This is a genomic window from Streptococcus uberis (assembly GCF_900475595.1).
Taxonomy (GTDB): Bacteria; Bacillota; Bacilli; order Lactobacillales; family Streptococcaceae; genus Streptococcus; species Streptococcus uberis.
Window position 1 is genome coordinate 605,824 of sequence record NZ_LS483397.1, and the last position, 16,790, is coordinate 622,613.

15 protein-coding genes and 1 riboswitch are annotated in these 16,790 nt (G+C 34.6%); of the genes, 6 read left to right on the forward strand and 9 right to left on the reverse strand.

The annotated features are described in order from the left end of the window. Window positions 1-49: 49 nt before the first annotated feature. On the reverse strand, window positions 50-1,177 hold the full coding sequence (locus DQM95_RS03455) for an NAD(P)/FAD-dependent oxidoreductase (RefSeq protein ID WP_037592345.1): 1,128 nt from the start codon (window positions 1,175-1,177) through the stop codon (window positions 50-52). A gap of 100 nt (window positions 1,178-1,277) precedes the next feature. Here DQM95_RS03455 and DQM95_RS03460 point away from each other — a divergent pair, with 100 nt between their 5' ends. Next, complete coding sequence (locus DQM95_RS03460) at window positions 1,278-2,306, forward strand: ammonium transporter (RefSeq protein WP_111685938.1); 1,029 nt, start codon at window positions 1,278-1,280, stop codon at window positions 2,304-2,306. 19 nt (window positions 2,307-2,325) lie between these two features. Here DQM95_RS03460 and DQM95_RS03465 read toward each other — a convergent pair whose 3' ends face one another. Together DQM95_RS03465 and lysS are read right to left on the reverse strand one after the other, a co-directional pair. Further along, complete coding sequence (locus DQM95_RS03465) at window positions 2,326-3,348, reverse strand: DNA glycosylase AlkZ-like family protein (RefSeq protein ID WP_037592344.1); 1,023 nt, start codon at window positions 3,346-3,348, stop codon at window positions 2,326-2,328. 74 nt (window positions 3,349-3,422) lie between these two features. Beyond that, window positions 3,423-4,913, reverse strand: a complete 1,491-nt coding sequence (gene lysS, locus DQM95_RS03470) for a lysine--tRNA ligase (RefSeq protein ID WP_037592343.1) — start codon at window positions 4,911-4,913, stop codon at window positions 3,423-3,425. A gap of 178 nt (window positions 4,914-5,091) precedes the next feature. Between lysS and DQM95_RS03475 the strand changes: the two genes are divergently transcribed. Further along, on the forward strand, window positions 5,092-5,994 hold the full coding sequence (locus DQM95_RS03475; RefSeq protein WP_012658116.1) for an HAD family hydrolase: 903 nt from the start codon (window positions 5,092-5,094) through the stop codon (window positions 5,992-5,994). Between the two features lie 31 nt (window positions 5,995-6,025). On the opposite strand, the gene DQM95_RS03480 is transcribed toward DQM95_RS03475, so the two are convergent. The 5 genes from DQM95_RS03480 to DQM95_RS03500 form a co-directional block, all read right to left on the reverse strand. Beyond that, window positions 6,026-6,658, reverse strand: a complete 633-nt coding sequence (locus tag DQM95_RS03480) for a histidine phosphatase family protein (RefSeq protein WP_037592342.1) — start codon at window positions 6,656-6,658, stop codon at window positions 6,026-6,028. A gap of 17 nt (window positions 6,659-6,675) precedes the next feature. Then, the gene (locus DQM95_RS03485; RefSeq protein WP_037592341.1) at window positions 6,676-7,041 is read right to left on the reverse strand and encodes a YccF domain-containing protein; all 366 of its coding nucleotides are present in this window, start codon (window positions 7,039-7,041) and stop codon (window positions 6,676-6,678) included. A 3-nt stretch (window positions 7,042-7,044) separates the two neighbouring features. Continuing rightward, the gene (locus tag DQM95_RS03490) at window positions 7,045-7,518 is read right to left on the reverse strand and encodes an aminoacyl-tRNA deacylase (RefSeq protein WP_037592340.1); all 474 of its coding nucleotides are present in this window, start codon (window positions 7,516-7,518) and stop codon (window positions 7,045-7,047) included. Window positions 7,519-7,611: 93 nt separating this feature from the next. Beyond that, window positions 7,612-8,160 (reverse strand): energy-coupled thiamine transporter ThiT, encoded by a 549-nt coding sequence (thiT, locus tag DQM95_RS03495; RefSeq protein ID WP_037592339.1) that lies wholly within the window; start codon window positions 8,158-8,160, stop codon window positions 7,612-7,614. A 52-nt stretch (window positions 8,161-8,212) separates the two neighbouring features. Further along, window positions 8,213-8,309: riboswitch (TPP riboswitch) on the reverse strand. 92 nt (window positions 8,310-8,401) lie between these two features. Beyond that, a complete protein-coding gene (locus tag DQM95_RS03500; RefSeq protein WP_012658121.1) occupies window positions 8,402-9,244 on the reverse strand; it encodes a glycoside hydrolase family 25 protein in 843 nt (280 codons plus the stop codon). A 327-nt stretch (window positions 9,245-9,571) separates the two neighbouring features. Between DQM95_RS03500 and DQM95_RS03505 the strand changes: the two genes are divergently transcribed. Further along, a complete protein-coding gene (locus DQM95_RS03505) occupies window positions 9,572-10,075 on the forward strand; it encodes an ECF transporter S component (protein ID WP_012658122.1) in 504 nt (167 codons plus the stop codon). Then, window positions 10,059-10,442: a DUF4430 domain-containing protein gene (locus DQM95_RS03510; RefSeq protein ID WP_012658123.1), complete on the forward strand. Its 384-nt coding sequence runs from the start codon at window positions 10,059-10,061 to the stop codon at window positions 10,440-10,442. Before DQM95_RS03505 ends, DQM95_RS03510 begins: the two co-directional genes overlap by 17 nt. 61 nt (window positions 10,443-10,503) lie before the next feature. Here the strand turns inward: DQM95_RS03510 and pepF are convergent, their stop codons facing one another. Continuing rightward, window positions 10,504-12,306, reverse strand: a complete 1,803-nt coding sequence (gene pepF / locus DQM95_RS03515; RefSeq protein ID WP_037592338.1) for an oligoendopeptidase F — start codon at window positions 12,304-12,306, stop codon at window positions 10,504-10,506. A gap of 194 nt (window positions 12,307-12,500) precedes the next feature. On the opposite strand from pepF, the gene ppc reads away from it, so the two are divergent. Both ppc and ftsW read left to right on the forward strand, forming a co-directional pair. Further along, window positions 12,501-15,209: a phosphoenolpyruvate carboxylase gene (ppc, locus tag DQM95_RS03520; protein WP_037592337.1), complete on the forward strand. Its 2,709-nt coding sequence runs from the start codon at window positions 12,501-12,503 to the stop codon at window positions 15,207-15,209. A 103-nt stretch (window positions 15,210-15,312) separates the two neighbouring features. Further along, window positions 15,313-16,587, forward strand: coding sequence for a cell division peptidoglycan polymerase FtsW (gene ftsW, locus DQM95_RS03525; RefSeq protein WP_012658126.1), 1,275 nt, complete (start codon window positions 15,313-15,315; stop codon window positions 16,585-16,587). Window positions 16,588-16,790 lie beyond the last annotated feature (203 nt).

The window sequence follows — 16,790 nt, forward strand, 5'->3', positions numbered from 1 at the left end:
CCTTAACGAATTTTATTCTATTGTATCACAAAGCTCTCAAAATTTTCTTTTAGCAATCACAACGAACATGGCAACACTCTAAATCATCTAGGAACATGTTATTCTTTTTAAACCAAGTTAGTATTTCTTGGTCAATCCTAATATTTTCACGCTTTGCGATTTCACAAATCAATGGTACAAATCTTTGTCTAAATTTGTAAATGTAGCAAAAAATGGTATCTTTCTGTCTTAGACTTGGTCCAATTAAAAAGCAGTTTGATAGAATTGTTGATTCGTCTTTTTCGGATACTAATGGAAGTAGGTTTTTGTCGTAGTTAAAAATTTGCTGTCCGCCAATATCATGACAAGTGTTCAAAAATCCAGTGGCTAAAATAGGCTTGTGTTTACTTATTGCTGTTGATCCATCTGAAAATGTAACTTGATAACTATTGTTAAGTTCTTCAATAAGTCTAGCTTTCTTCTTTTCAGTTATGGTAACACGATATTGAGGATTTGTTTGAATATGGTGTAATCTTTCCTTGGTAATGGGAGATAAGGAGATACTTGGATCGGGATGCCCCGCCTTTTGACCAAAGTCTTCAGTAAATAGGTGGACTTCATTGCCTAAATATGCTAGATGCGTCAGAGCATCACAAGCACTCTCATTTCCACCAATAATAATAAATGGATCATCGGATTTTACATGAAAATGTTCAACATTACCATAATGAATGCCTAATTCAGCTCCCTTTATACCAGCTTGATTTGGGTTTTGAAACTCACCACTTGCTATTATGAGATAGGTTGCATTGTAAATTTCTTGATCACATTCAACACGAAAGTGGTTATTTTCCTTAGCGATACTTGTAACTAATGTTTTCAACTTAATAGGTAAGTCATAATGAGAAGCTACTAATTGTAGATGTTGGGCATATTCCATTCCATTCAAATGTTCTTTCTTAAAGGAAAATGCAGGTGATGTATCAGCTATAACAGCATTTAAATCAGGAAAACCGAAGCCGTTACTTGTAAATGATGGCGTAATAAATTGCGTTGTCTTAGGCCATTTCAGAAAGCTATCTCCAATTACTCCTTTTTCTAAAATCACAAAATCATCGATTCCACATTTTTTCAGACAAGCTCCGAAGCCAATTCCGGCAGCTCCTGCTCCAATAATTATAATCTTATAGTTTTCCATTTCTTTCTCCTTGACAAAAAGGTTCATGACATCATATACTTAACCAGTTAACTATATTAGTGTAACAAAATCAGATTTTTTTGTAAAGAAAGAGGTAGAGATGTTTATTTGCATTTGTATATTAGTGATGTGGTTAATGATTTTTGGTGTAGCAAGTTACTATTTTGCTTCCTTGAATCCCAAGGTTGAAGAAAAAATCATCTATCAATTTGTACTCATGATATTAATCAGTACTTTAACTTGGATTGCCCTTGTCTATAACCTTTGCCTTGGGGATGGAAATCCTTTCTCTTTTTTCCAAAAATCACCAGACCCTCATAGGATACTTGATCTTATTTTCCGACTGTGTTTTTGTTTGTACGCAGTAGTCATGCTATTTGGTTCTGTCATCGATCGTATATCAAGTATGCGTTTAACAGCAATCGTAGTATTATGGATTTTATTCGTTTATGGTCCTTTGGTTTATCTCTTTTGGAATCCCAGAGGTATTTTAGCTATTTTGGGGGTAAAAGATTTTTCAGGTGGTATGGTTGTGCACCTCTCAGCAGGGCTTTCCAGTTTAATTTTAGCTAAAAAAATAGGGAAATCGCCCTATCATCATCAAGGGCATGATAGAATCGAATGGCAATTTATCAGCATGGTGATGATTAGTCTAGGTTGGTTTGGATTTAATATGGGGCCAGCTGGTAGCTTGAATGATGTTGCCATCAAGGCATTCTTAAATACCTTAATAGCCATTTGTTGTGGAGGTTTAACCTGGGCTTTATTAGATATGAGTTTGAAAAAAGTGCCTTCAGCATCTGGATTACTCAACGGTATTTTGGTGGGCTTGGTATCAAGTACCGCTGGAGTTGGGTATCTTCAAACTATTGAGATGGCTGGTATCTGTACTTTTGCAGTACTAGCAACTTATCTTGTCGCATTATGGTTTCAAGAAAAATCTGGTATCGATGATGTTGTAGACTCTTTTGTGATGAATGGTATAGGTGGTCTTACTGGCTCTTTATTAGTCATTGTCTGTGAACCAAAGGTTTTATTCGTTCAATTACTGGCACTTTTCATAACAATTATCTTGTCCACAGTGATGACAGTTTTAATCTGGTATCTGACACATATCGTGAAAAATTAATCAGTGGCAGTTAGATTGTCTAGAGATTCTGATAAGTGATTTTTTGACAGGTTAAACCCATTTGACTAGAGAAAGCAAGGAACGATTTTTCAATGTAGGCTTTTTCACTTTTATTGAATTCTGTTAATGATGACACTGAAAAGCTGATACTAGAAGTGCTTTTACGGAATGTCCATGTCGCTTGAAATTGACCTTCTTTTAAGATGATTGCAGCTATCTGACCAGCTTTTTTCCAAACCAAAGAATGGTATTTAGGGTCAATGATAATTTCTTTGTCATGATATGAAACGAGAAGTGGATCAAATTTCCCTAGAATAAGTAACTTAGGAAGACTTAACTGTTCATTAAGTTCATGATAATAGAAGATTTTATTTTTATAAGTGATTTGTTGGAAATGGCTGAGATCAAAATGTCCAACTTCAGTCTTTGACATTCCCAAAAAATGACCTAAATCTGAGAGAGTAGCAGGCCCGTAAGCCTTAAAATAAGTATCGATAAGACTTTGTTTTTGACTAGCTATTATAGTTTCTTGATCCCAAAAAACCAATCGATCCTTAGCATCTATTGCCCACTTATGATAAAGGTGACCTTGCCTTGAATGTAATAAAAACAGTGCACTCCATTGAAATAGGGTTTTACCTTTTTCGCCGAAGGCTTCTAAAATGGCTGTACGAGAAAGTGGTTCTTGTAAGAGTTCTTCTAAAAGTGCACTGTGTTGGTCTAAGTCAATACCTTGATCGCTAAGAAACTTTTGTGGCCAAAGACTTTGTTTAGATAATAGCTGACAGATATTTTTCCAATCCTTATAATCATAAAAATGATAAGTTTGTCTTTGACCCCATGCCAAGATGCTAGTGTCAGCTAATTCTTTGAAAGCAAATGGATAGCTTTGTGGTAAACGATTGTAAATATTAAAAAGGGCATGGTTAATATATTGAGCTTGAATACCCAATGTTTTATGAAGAACATCAAGAGGTGAACTTAAGGGCTCGATGAGACCTTGATTGTATAAGCGATTGCATAAAATAATCTTTTGTGACAATAAACTATTTCCTTCCGAATCAACTATGTTAATTATATCAAAAAAGCTATTCAAAAGATTGAATAGCTTTTTCTTTATTTCATCGTTGGGAAAAGGAGGACATCACGGATTGTAGTTGTATCTGTTAGCAACATACAAAGTCGGTCAATACCAATTCCAAGTCCACCAGTTGGTGGCATTCCGTATTCAAGTGCTTCTACGAAATCATAATCGATACCAGTAGCTTCATCATCCCCAAGCTCTTTTGCTTGCGCTTGAGCTTCAAAACGTGACAGCTGGTCAATTGGATCATTTAATTCTGTAAAGGCATTGGCATATTCTTTAGTGACAATAAACAATTCAAAACGGTCGGTGAAACGATTATCCTCTGGATTTTTCTTAGCTAGAGGTGAAACTTCAACTGGATGACCAAAAACAAAGGTTGGCTGAATTAAAGTCTCTTCAACAAATTCTTCAAAGAATGCATTGATAATATGTCCGACGCTAGTAAAATGTTTTTCTAATGGGACATGTTTTTCTTGTGCTAACTGAATGGCTTCTTCCACTGTCATTTCTTTCCAGAAATCAACACCTGTAACTTCTTTAATAGCATCAACCATATGGATGCGTTTGAAAGGTTCATTAATCTTTATAACTTGACCTTGATATTCAATCGGACCGTCACCTTTAACGGCTTTAGCGGCGTGTTGAATAATACCTTCTGTTAAGTTCATGATATCTTGGAAATCTGCATAAGCTTGGTAAACTTCAATCGATGTAAATTCAGGATTATGGGTAGCATCCATACCTTCATTACGGAAGATTCTACCAATTTCATAAACCCGTTCCATTCCACCGACAATAAGACGTTTCAAATGAAGTTCAGTTGCAATGCGCAATACCATATCCATATTTTGAGCATTATGATGTGTTATAAATGGACGAGCAGCAGCGCCCCCTGCCTCATTATGGAGAACTGGTGTTTCAACTTCTAAGAAGTTAAGTCCATCTAAATAGCGACGGATTTCAGAAATCATTTTAGAACGTGTAACAAAGCGATTAAAGCTGTCACGATTTGAAATAAGGTCTAGATGACGTTTACGGTATATGGTTTCAATATCCGTTAATCCATGGAATTTTTCTGGAAGTGGGCGTAAGGCTTTTGATAGATGCGTTAATTTTGTTGCCTTGATAGAGAGTTCTCCCATATCAGTACGCATAATGTCACCTTCAACACCTAGGAAATCTCCTAAATCTGCTTTTTTAAAGATTTCATAATTTTCGTCACCGACGGCATCTTTACGGACATAAATTTGAATTTGACCATCTCTGTCTTGGATATGGGCAAAACCAACTTTTCCTTTACCACGTTTGGTCATAAGGCGACCAGCAATGATAGCAGTTTCTTCTAAGTCATGTAATTCTTCTTTTGATTTATCAGCAAATTGGTTGATTAATTCGGCAGAAGTAGCAGTACGCTCAAAGCGTTTTCCAAAAGGATCGATTCCTTGTTCTGCTAAAGCGACCATTTTTTCACGACGTACAATTTGTTGATCATTTAATTCTTCAATGTGTTCGTTTGACATGGTGTCCTCCAATAAATATTCCCTTTTATTGTAACATAAAATAAGGCTTAGTACATACCATTTTCCACTTTAAAAGCAATCAAAAGTGGAAAAATATGATGAAAAATGGTAGTTTGAAATGCTTTGTTAAAAATAGTATAATAACAAAGTATAAAAAATTAGAAAAGAAAAGAGACTCATGATAACAGCTATTGTTTTTGATGTTGATGATACCATTTACGATCAACAAGCCCCTTATCGAATTGCCATGGAAAAATGTTTTCCAGAATTCGATATGTCTTTTATCAATCAAGCTTATATTCGTTTCAGACATTACTCGGATATTGGTTTTCCAAGAGTTATGGCCGGAGAGTGGACAACGGATTATTTCCGATATTGGCGTTGTCGTGAGACTTTGCTTGAATTTGGTCACCCTGAAATTGATGAAGAGGCAGGAAAAGCATTTCAAGTTGTTTATGAGGATGAACTCCAAAATATTACCATGTTGGATGAAATGCGAATGACATTAGATTTCTTGAAATCAAAAGGTGTTCCAATGGGAATTATTACAAATGGTCCGACAGAACATCAATTAAAAAAAGTCAAAAAACTAGGTCTTTATGACTATGTTGATCCCAAAAGGGTCATTGTTAGTCAAGCAACAGGTTTTCAAAAACCGGAAAAAGAAATTTTTAACTTAGCAGCTGAACAATTTGATATGAACCCTCAAACAACCCTTTATGTCGGCGATTCTTACGACAATGATATTATGGGGGCCTTTAATGGTGGTTGGCATTCTATGTGGTTTAATCATAGAGGAAGGACCTTGAGACCAGGAACAAAACCAGTATATGATGTGGCCATTGATAACTTTGAACAACTGTTTGGTGCTGTAAAAGTTTTATTTGATTTGCCTGATAATAAATTTATTTTTGACGTCAATGATAAGAAAAATCCAGTCCTTGAGATGGGCTTGAATAACGGACTCATGATGGCTGCTGAGCGTCTTCTTGAGAGCAACATGAGTATTGATAAAGTTGTCATGCTTTTAAGACTGACAAAGGCCCAGGAAAAAGTCTTACGTATGAAATACGCAAATTAAAAAAATCTTTAGAGTCTATCTAAAGATTTTTTTAATGGATATTATCTTCCAAATAAGACTTATCGTTCCATAAAAGACAATCAAATTTTTGAAAGTCTTCTGTTTCTAAAATGGTTAAGCTAAGATTATCTAAACCACCTAATGCTCTTAAAAGAGCAGGTTCGAAACCTAATAATGATCGAATGGTAGCAGTGAGGTTTGCGCCGTGTCCGACAATCAAGACATGTTCAAAAGGCTGATCTTTTAATGAATAAATAACATTTTTGACACGATTTGTCGTTTGATAGATCGTTTCAGCATCAAATTGGCTCGCATTGAATTTAGCTAGGTTATGTCTAAATGCAGTCATTTGACTAGGGTATATTGCTGACATAGTCGCTATTTTAGCCCCTTCTAATTTTCCAAGATGCCATTCTCTCAATGCGCTTGAATAAGTGATTGGTAGAGAGAAATCTGCAGCTTCAGCCAGTAATTGAGCCGTGTCTTTTGCTCTTTTTAAATCACTTGAGTAAATAGCATCGAAGGGAATCTCTTTTAAACGATTTCCAAGAATTTTAATCTCATGTATGGATTCGTCTAATAAGGGAGAATCCCCATTGGAACCTTGAAAACGGCCTTCTAAATTCCATTGTGTTTTACCATGTCGTATAAAATACAGTTTCATCAATGATACTTTCCTTTCTACTTAGAATAAATTTGAGATCCAAAAGGAAACAAGCTTATTTTAGCCAATTTAAGAGATTGCATAGCAAAGGGAATTCCGATAACAGTAACACATAAAATGAAAGCAGACGTTAGATGAACAATGGCTAATTGCCATCCAAATACAAGAATCCATATGAGATTAAGAACTAAACTTGTTCCAGACTGTCCAATAAGTATTTCTTTTCCAAAAGGGAATAATCCAAAATTGGCTATTTTAAAACATTGTACTCCAATAGGAAAACCTACAATCGTCAGACAGAAAAGTAAACCGACCAGTGACCATGACACCCATGCCCAGAGACCTGAACAAACAAACCAAATAGTATTTCCAATAAAACGCATTGATTACTCCTTAATATCAGCAAATTCTGCCTTAACAAATTCAGCTAGTAGTTGACTATCAATTTTCAGAGATCTGCCAACTTCTCCAGCAGAAACAATCATTTCTTTCTTCTCGATTGCAGAAATGTCTATAAAAATAGGATAGTTGTGTTTTTGTCTAATGCCAACAGGATTATTAGCACCATGAATGTAACCTGTTGTTTTTTGCAAGTCTTTTTGAGGAATCATGACGACTTTTTTATTGCCAGAAAGTTTGGCTAATTTTTTCTCAGAGAGATGTTCGGTGATTGGTAAAATGCCAATAACGGGTCCAGTTTTATCCCCTTTTAAGGCTAGGGTCTTAAAAATATCCGAGGATGACACATCAGTAGGAATCTCATTTTTTAATGCGTTTAGACTTAAACTTTCAAAGGGAATACTCTCTTTTTCTAAAATTTGTTCAACAAGTGTTTTCTTTAATTTTGTTTTTTTGGCCATTTGACTTTCCTAAATAATACATAAAAAATGGTATAATACCGTAATTATACCATTTTTTATTGCTTCATTAAAGGTTAGTGTTTGAGAACAACCTTATTTCTCAAACAGTTTTGGCATTGCTTTGGCTAAGAGTATCATAACAACAATGGTTAAAATTGCTGACGGAATAATATAACTCATATTGTAAGTTAATGAATAAATCCAAACGGGAGTACCTTTTGGTGCATAGGATCCGTAAAAAATGATACCGGACAAGAAGTTACCGATGAAACGGAAGAATGCAGAAACTAGTGTAGCAAGGGAAATGAGTCCTATTAGTTTCTTAGAAGATGGAGTTTCTTTGATGGAAGCTGAAAACATTCCAGCCAAGCCAATGCCTGCATAAGAAACAATATAGTCCAAGAATACCTGAGCAATATTTAGGAAATAGCCACCAAAGAATAACTGAATCAAGCCAACTAATAATCCAGTTACAATTCCCTCAACAATTCCCCAACGGATGGCAACGATGATAATCGGTAACATAACTAAAGAAACAGAGCCGCCTTGTGGCATTGTAAACAAGACTAGCTTATCTAAGACAAGAGCTAATGCAGTCATGATAGCCATTTCAGTTAAAGATCGAAGATTAAATTGAGACATATAAAAAAACTCCTTTTCTTCACAAAAAGAGCCTGAAATTCAAGATGATAATGAATATCAAGATCACAATCCCTACGCTTGTATTAACAAGATCAGGTATTTAGGATTTCGCAAATGCGATCTCAGCGGAAGCACTCCTTTGTGAAATATATTATTTTTACTTTGTTCATTATAATCGAGTTGAAAGTGTTTTGTCAAGGAAAGGCATTCTTTCAATAAAAAAAGACCAAAAAGGTCTCCTTTATTGTTTACCAAAAAGTTTTTCATAAGTTGATTTGGTATCTTTTGTAACAGCTATTTGATTTAAATCAAGTGGGTTGTTAAAACCTGGGAGGTAACCTTGTGAGGTATACTGATGTAAATCATAATCTAAATCAGTGTTTGGTGCCGCTTCATAGTAGCCTGAGTCACTTCCATATGTTGGAATCCAAATGGCGTCAAAGCCTTCAGTAGAAATTTTCTGTTCTTGCATAAAATAAGTGCCAATGTAAAGGCCAATGTTTTCAGCACCTAAGTGTTCTAATTCTTCTCGAAAGGCTTTTACACCTTTATTCATATCCTTCATGGTAGCCTCTTCAACGTCAATCCAATAAAATGTTGGATTGTAAGGAGAAGCATTTTTATAAAAGGCACGTGCCTCAGCTCTCATTTCTTCTGAGCTTGATCCTAATGCGTAACTGTATACAGCAACAGGAACTTTTCGTTTTTGAAACTCTTTAATATGTGTTTTGAAAGATTTGTCAATACCGGTTGTATAAGCGGCATTATTTTTTGAAGTAATCTGGGAGCCACCAAAAACACGAACGATAGCACCCGAAATGTTTTTCGATAGGATATCGTAATCAATATCTCTTGGTAGTTGCCAACCAGAAACATCCACGATGGGATTTAAGATAAATTCTTCGGTATCCGTTGTACTGGAAGGTTTTGTTTCTTCTTTGCTTGAAACTATTGGGACACTTGATTTTGCTATTTTGAGTTCCTTTTCTTTCAAATGATCTGAATGTGTTTTACCAATAATTAATAAAAGAGCAAATAAGAGAAAAAAAACAAGTACAACAATTGGTTTAATTCTTCTTCTCATTATTGTTATTGTACCCTAAACGGTTTAAAAAATCAAAAATTCCTAACTATATTCTTATATTGTCTTACATTTTAAGAACTAAAGGGTTCAATTTTTGATAATGGAATTTAAAAGGACATGAGTAAGCTTAACTTCCAATTCACTTGTTGCATTTTTATAAAAGTTTACCTCAAAACCATCACCATTTTTGACATTTTATTGTATTTTTTTTCGATTATCTTAATCTTGTGTTAAGATAATCTAATTTTACAGTCTTTTTAAATGAAATTTTGCTAGTCAAGCCATTCAAAATCTGTCATAATAGATAAAAAACGAGAAAGTATAGTTATGTCCCTTAAACAGATAACCCGTATTTCCATACTGGCCGCTTTAGCTTTTGTTTTGCGGCTAACCTTTTCACACTTGCCAAATATTCAACCTGTAACGGCTATGTTTTTAGTATTAGCTATTTTAAGTTCTTATTATGAAGCTATCTTAGTCATGTCAGTCTGCATGCTGACCAGTTCCTTTTTATTAGGATTTGGTCCATGGGTTTTTTGGCAAATAACGACCTTTAGTTTTATTTTATTCTTATGGCACTATGTTCTTTATCCTCTATCAAAAAAAATGGGTAAACAGGCAATGCTATTTCAGTGCCTTTTTGCTGCTTTATTAGCATTGTTTTATGGCATTATCATTGATAGTTTCTTTACCATAATCTATCAAATGCCTTGGTGGAGCTATATTCTTGCTGGTATGCCATTTAACCTCATGCATGCCCTTTCTACCCTTCTTTTTTATCCAATTTTTATCATCATTTTTAGGAGGTTCGCCCATGGGAAACTATTTTAAATCACTTTGTCTTTTGCTTTTTAGCTTTTTATTAGTAGCTTGTTCGTCTTCAAATGGACAAAATACAAGTAAGCATCAAAAGCCTAATGATGGTTATGTGAGACTTATAGTTAAGGAAGATACCAATACGATTGACGAAAAAGTCCCATTCCAAAAAGGGGATACTGTAATGGAAATTCTAAAGGAAAACTATAAAGTCAAAGAAGAAAAAGGGTTTATTAAAGCCATTGATAACTATCATCAAGATGAAAAGAAACAAGTGTATTGGTTTTTCAAAGTAAACGATAAGATGGCTTCAAAGGGAGCTGATGCACTCCAAGTAAAAAAGGGTGATGTCATATACTTTTATTTAGATAGCGTCAAGTAATTGAAACAAAAGCATCGTAAGGCTAATTCTGACGATGCTTTTTATTTTATCAGGACAATTCTTAACTATTTTCAACAATCTCATTTGAATATGCAATGATTTGATTGACAGTATCATCAAGGAATTGAATGGTATCTCTAAGTGGTTTTTCAGTTGAAATATCGGCTTTGATAAGTCGAGCAGTTTCAATAGGTGTTTTGCTTCCACCAGATTTGAGGAAGTCAAGCCAATCTTGGGCTCCGCTAGGAGATTGTTTTAAATTGAGATAGCCGACAGTAGAAATGACTAAGCCTGCGGAATAAGTATAGCTGTATAAGCCCATGTAATAATGTGCTTGTCTCATCCAAGTTAAGGCAGCATCGTCATCAATCTCAATAGCATCACCCCAAAATTCGGTCAATACTGACTTCATCAACTCATTTAGTTTTTCAGCTCCAAATGTCCCACCATCCTCAATTAACTGATAAACTTTTCTTTGGAAAGCTGCTTCTAACAGATGTGTTATGAAGTTATGGAAGTAGGTGTCTGTTAAGCGATGCGCCAATGCAAAACGTTTTTGTCGGGCATCTTCAAACTGATTTTCCAAATAATCTGACAAGAGTAACTCATTAAAAGTAGAAGGGGCTTCGACATAATAAGTTGACATGTGCGTGTTAAAGTAACTTTGATGATTATCGGAAAAGATAAACTGTCCTGAATGTCCAATTTCATGTATTAATGTGTAGACATCAGACATGCGTCCTGTCCAACTCATAAGGATATAGGGATGAACTTTATAGGGATCTGCGGCATAACCTCCAGAATCTTTATGGTCATTCGCTGCAAAATCAACCCACCGTTCTTTCTGATATCGGGCGATTTCTTTTTCATATTCTGCTCCGAGTGGAGCTACTGATTTCATGACCAAATCATAGGCATCCTCGTTAGAGACCTCAGGATTCAAGGCATTATCAATGTCAAGTTTCCAATCAGCAAAGGTCATCTTTTCCAAGTGATTTACTTTGGCCACATGTTTGAGGAATTTTTGAGCAATAGGACCAAATTCTGACATGATTAAATCAATTTGTCGATCAAAGAGAGATTTATCAACCTCTTGTTCGGCTAAAAGATAATCAAAAACAGAATCATAGCCACGTAAATCAGAAATCATTTTTTCAGCTTTTACTTTTGCAAGATAAGCTGCCGCTGCCGCATTTTGGTGAAGGCGAAGACCTTTTGAAAAGGAACGAAAAGCTTTTTCTCTAACAGCAGCGCTTTCATGATTTTGATAAAAATTTTCATAACTAACAAATGAGTTAGAATAGGTTTTTCCATCAACCTCAAAAGATTCCATTTTGAAATCACCAGCTCGCATCTTTGTATAAATATCATAAGGGGCATTTAAAACATCTCTAAAATGGCTTAAAACTTTTTCAATTTCAGGTGATAAGAGATGTTCTTTTTGAATTTTTGCTTGACGAATAAGTGCTGTAAAGTGATCATTCTTTTCAAGTTCATCTAAGATCTCGCTATCAGCTGATGCTAATGCAGTTTTAAAGAAGCTTAATGCGACATTTGCTTTTGTTAAAAAGTCATCACCAGCTTTAGCTATTTCTGCGAAGGTTTCATCAGAGAAATCTGTTGTTTGTGGCATGAATGAGTATGTTTCGATATGACTCATTTGAATGTAAATCGGTTCAATCTCATATAATGCTCTCTCGTAATCTTCAAAGTGATGTAAGTGACCATCGTAATTTTTTTGAAATTCAAGAACATCATGTAAGGCTTTTTCAATAGCTCGTAAAAAGTCTTGGCGATCTTTATAAAGGGCACTTAAATCCCATAACTCTGTTTCCGGAAATTCAGACCGTTTTTTTAATTCCATTGTTTTACCTCGTCTATTTGATAGGTTTAGTATAACAAAAAAGTACTGTGTTGGCGAAAATCAGTGATAAACAAACTTTTTTTAGTAAAAGAAATAAAAAATGATAAAGAAAACAAACATTTTGGGACTTGTCCCTTACAATTTTCAGAAAAAGTGGTATCATTTTATTAAGTAACAGATAAGGAGTGAATGATTTGGCTGTGAAAAAATTAGAGAGTAGTAGTAATCAGGCAATTATTGCTGAGGAAGTTGCGATTTTAAAAACTATTTTAGAAACAATCACCCGTGACATGGTTGGGGATGAGACCTTTTTAAAAATTGAGCAAATTGTAAAACTCTCAGAACAAGATGATTACATTCAACTTGAAAAAATGATTGAATCCTTGACTGATGATGAGATGGTTATTATGTCTCGTTATTTTTCAATTTTGCCATTGCTGATCAATATCTCTGAAGATGTTGATTTAGCATATGAGATAAATTTTCAAAATAATAAAGGAATCAATTATCTTGGTAAATTGTCTCATACCATTGAAGAAGTTGCTTCCAAAGAAAATGCAAAGGACATTTTGGAGAACGTTACAGTCGTTCCTGTTTTAACAGCACACCCAACGCAAGTTCAACGCAAAACCGTTTTGGAATTAACTAATAAAATTCATGGCCTCTTAAGGCAGTATCGCGATGTCAAATCTGGCGTTATCAATGAAGAAAAATGGTTAGAAGAATTACGTCGTTACGTTGAAATCATCATGCAGACAGATATCATTCGTGAAAAGAAACTTAAAGTTAAAAATGAAATCACCAATGTTATGGCATATTATCATTCATCGATCATTCCAGCGGTTACTCGGTTAACACTTGCTTATAAAGAATTAGCAAAAGAAAAAGGGCTTGAATTAGAAAATCCGAAACCGATTACAATGGGAATGTGGATTGGTGGCGATCGTGATGGAAATCCATTTGTAACAGCTGAAACGCTCCAATTATCTGCTTCAATTCAGAGTCAGGTAATCATTGAATACTATTTAGAAAAGTTATCTAAATTATACCGTTCATTGTCATTATCTTCTCGTTTTTCAAAAACCAGCAAAGCTCTGGACGACTTAGCGGCACTATCAAGTGATACTTCGATATATAGGGAACACGAACCTTATCGCAAAGCTTTCCACTATATTCAGTCAAAAATGTCAAATACTTTAACCAGTATCAAAGAGAATGCATCACATGATAAACAGCCTTCTGATATCTATGAGACAGCAGAAGACTTCAAAAAAGACTTGTTGATTATTAAAGATTCTCTTGTTCAAAATGGCGAAGGAACACTTATCTCGGGAGATTTTTCAGACTTACTCCAAGCTGTTGATGTTTTTGGTTTCTTCCTAGCAAGTATTGATATGAGACAGGATTCAAGTGTTCAAGAGGCTTGTGTGGCTGAATTGCTTAAATCGGCAAATATTGTGGACGATTATAGTGCATTAAACGAAACTGAAAAATGTCAAATACTTCTTAAGGAACTCGAAGAAGACCCCCGTATACTTTCAGCAACCGCTGTTGAAAAATCAGAATTACTAGAAAAAGAATTAGCAATCTATAAAGCAGCTCGTTATCTTAAAGATAAATTGGGTGAAGATGTTATTAAACAGCATATCATTTCACATACTGAAAGTGTTTCGGATATGTTTGAGTTGGCAATTATGCTTAAAGAAGTGGGGCTTTTGGATAAACATATGGCGCGTGTTCAGATTGTACCACTCTTTGAAACGATTGAGGATTTGGACAATTCAAATGCCATTATGACAGAGTACTTGAGTTATGATATTGTCAAAAATTGGATTGCATCTAATCACAACTATCAAGAAATTATGTTAGGCTATTCCGATAGTAATAAAGATGGAGGCTATTTAGCTTCGGGGTGGACTTTATACAAAGCGCAAAATGAACTGACCGAAATTGGATCAAAAAATGGAATCAAAATTACTTTCTTCCATGGTAGAGGTGGTACGGTTGGACGTGGTGGAGGTCCATCATATGATGCCATTACATCACAACCATTTGGTTCAATAAAAGATAAAATTCGTCTAACAGAACAAGGCGAAATCATTGAGAATAAATTTGGAAATAAAGACGCCGCTTACTATAATTTGGAAATGCTTATTTCAGCGTCTATTAATAGAATGGTGTCTAGAATGTTGACTAATCCAAATGAAATTGATGGCTTTAGAGAAACTATGGAAGGTATTGTTTCCTATAGTAATAAAGTATACCGTGATTTAGTTTTTGACAATCCAAACTTTTATGATTATTTCTTTGAAGCTAGTCCGATTAAAGAAGTTTCTAGTTTAAATATTGGGTCAAGACCAGCGGCTCGTAAAACCATAACTGAAATCACAGGTTTAAGAGCCATCCCTTGGGTATTCTCATGGTCTCAAAACAGGATAATGTTCCCTGGTTGGTATGGTGTAGGATCTGCTTTTAAAGATTTTATTGATAAAGAAGAAGGTAATTTAGCTAAGCTTCAACACATGTATAAAACTTGGCCATTTTTCCACTCCCTTTTATCAAATGTCGATATGGTGCTTTCTAAGTCTAACATGAATATTGCTTATCAATATGCTCAACTTGCAAATACTCAAGAAGTCAAAGATATTTACTATATTCTTTTGGATGAATGGCAATTGACTAAAAATATGATTTTAGCAATTGAAAATCATGATGAGCTATTGGAAGACCATCCTTCATTGAAACATAGTTTGGAATTTAGATTACCTTATTTCAATATCTTAAATTATATTCAAATTGAGTTGATAAAACGCCTAAGACAAAACCAATTAGGTGAAGGATACGAAAAATTAATCCATACAACAATCAATGGAATTGCTACTGGATTACGTAATTCTGGTTAATGTGTAGAGAGGAGAAGGGGCTTAAACCCATCTCCTTTTCTCTTTTTTTTAAAAGTGAAAGATGGTATAATGCTAAAAGATTATCTCGAAAATAGGGGAAAATATGAAAATAGAAAAAAAGCATTTGTTGAATTATTCTATTTTAGTACCGTATTTAATTCTGACGGTTATAGGATTAATTATTGTCTATTCCACAACAAGTGCTACTTTAATTCAAAATCAGCTAAATCCATTTAAATCGGTAATGACTCAAGGTGCCTTTGGTATCGTTAGTTTAGTTGCCATGTTTTTTATTTATAAGTTAAAATTAGATTTTTTGAGAAATAAAAAACTCCTGACATACGCTATGGTTTTTGAGGGCATTTTGCTATTAATCTCACGATTTTTTACACCAACAGTAAATGGAGCTCATGGTTGGATTGTTATGGGACCAATTAGTATTCAACCTGCTGAATATTTAAAAGTCATCATCGTTTGGTTTCTAGCAAGCAATTTCGCTCTTAAACAAGAAGAGATTGCTCGATATGACTACCAAACCCTGACTAGGAGAACTTGGTGGCCTAAATCTTGGAGTGATTTATACGACTGGCGAGTAGGTGCTCTTGTTTTAGTTGGACTTGTTGCCATCCAACCAGATTTAGGAAATGCTGTTATTATTGTCTTAACTGGGGTCCATGTTTTTTCTGCTTCAGGGATAGGCTATCGCTGGTATGCAGCTTTACTTGGTATTATTTTTTTGATTTCAACAACAATATTAGGTTCTATTAAAATCATCGGTGTTAAAACAGTGGCAAAAGTCCCCGTTTTTGGGTATGTTGCTAAACGTTTTAGTGCCTTCTATAATCCATTTGTTGACTTATCAGATTCAGGACATCAGTTAGCTCACTCTTATTACGCTATGAGTAATGGGGGGTGGTTTGGTGTTGGCTTAGGGAATTCCATTGAAAAAAGAGGCTACCTTCCAGAAGCTCAAACCGATTTTGTCTTTTCAATTGTTATTGAAGAATTAGGACTTATTGGAGCAGGCTTAATTTTAGCTTTAGTATTCTTTTTGATTTTAAGAATTTTAAATGTTGGCATCAAAGCCAAAAAACCATTTAATGCCATGATGGCTTTAGGCATCGGTAGTATGATGTTAATGCAAGTTTTTGTTAATATTGGCGGTATTTCTGGTTTAATTCCGTCAACTGGTGTGACATTCCCTTTCTTATCTCAAGGGGGAAATAGCTTATTAGTTCTTTCAGTTGCTATTGGCTTTGTCCTAAATATTGATGCCAATGAAAAACGTGAAGAAATTCTAAAAGAAGCAGAGCTAACCTATCGCAAAACAGTTAGAACTGAAAATGACAAAATTGTTGATATTAGTCAATTTAAATAAAAACTCCCTTTATTTGAAAATTTAGGGAGTTTTCTCTTTTTCCAACTCAAAAAAGATAAGGAAAGAAATCTTGAATGTAAAAATAAAGAAAGGGCAAAAAGCATAAAATACTTGCAATTTCCCTATAATTTGCTACAATAGTAAGGTAAAGTTAGACTGTATTGCCTACCGTCTATCTATAAAATATATTTTATTGGAGGCTT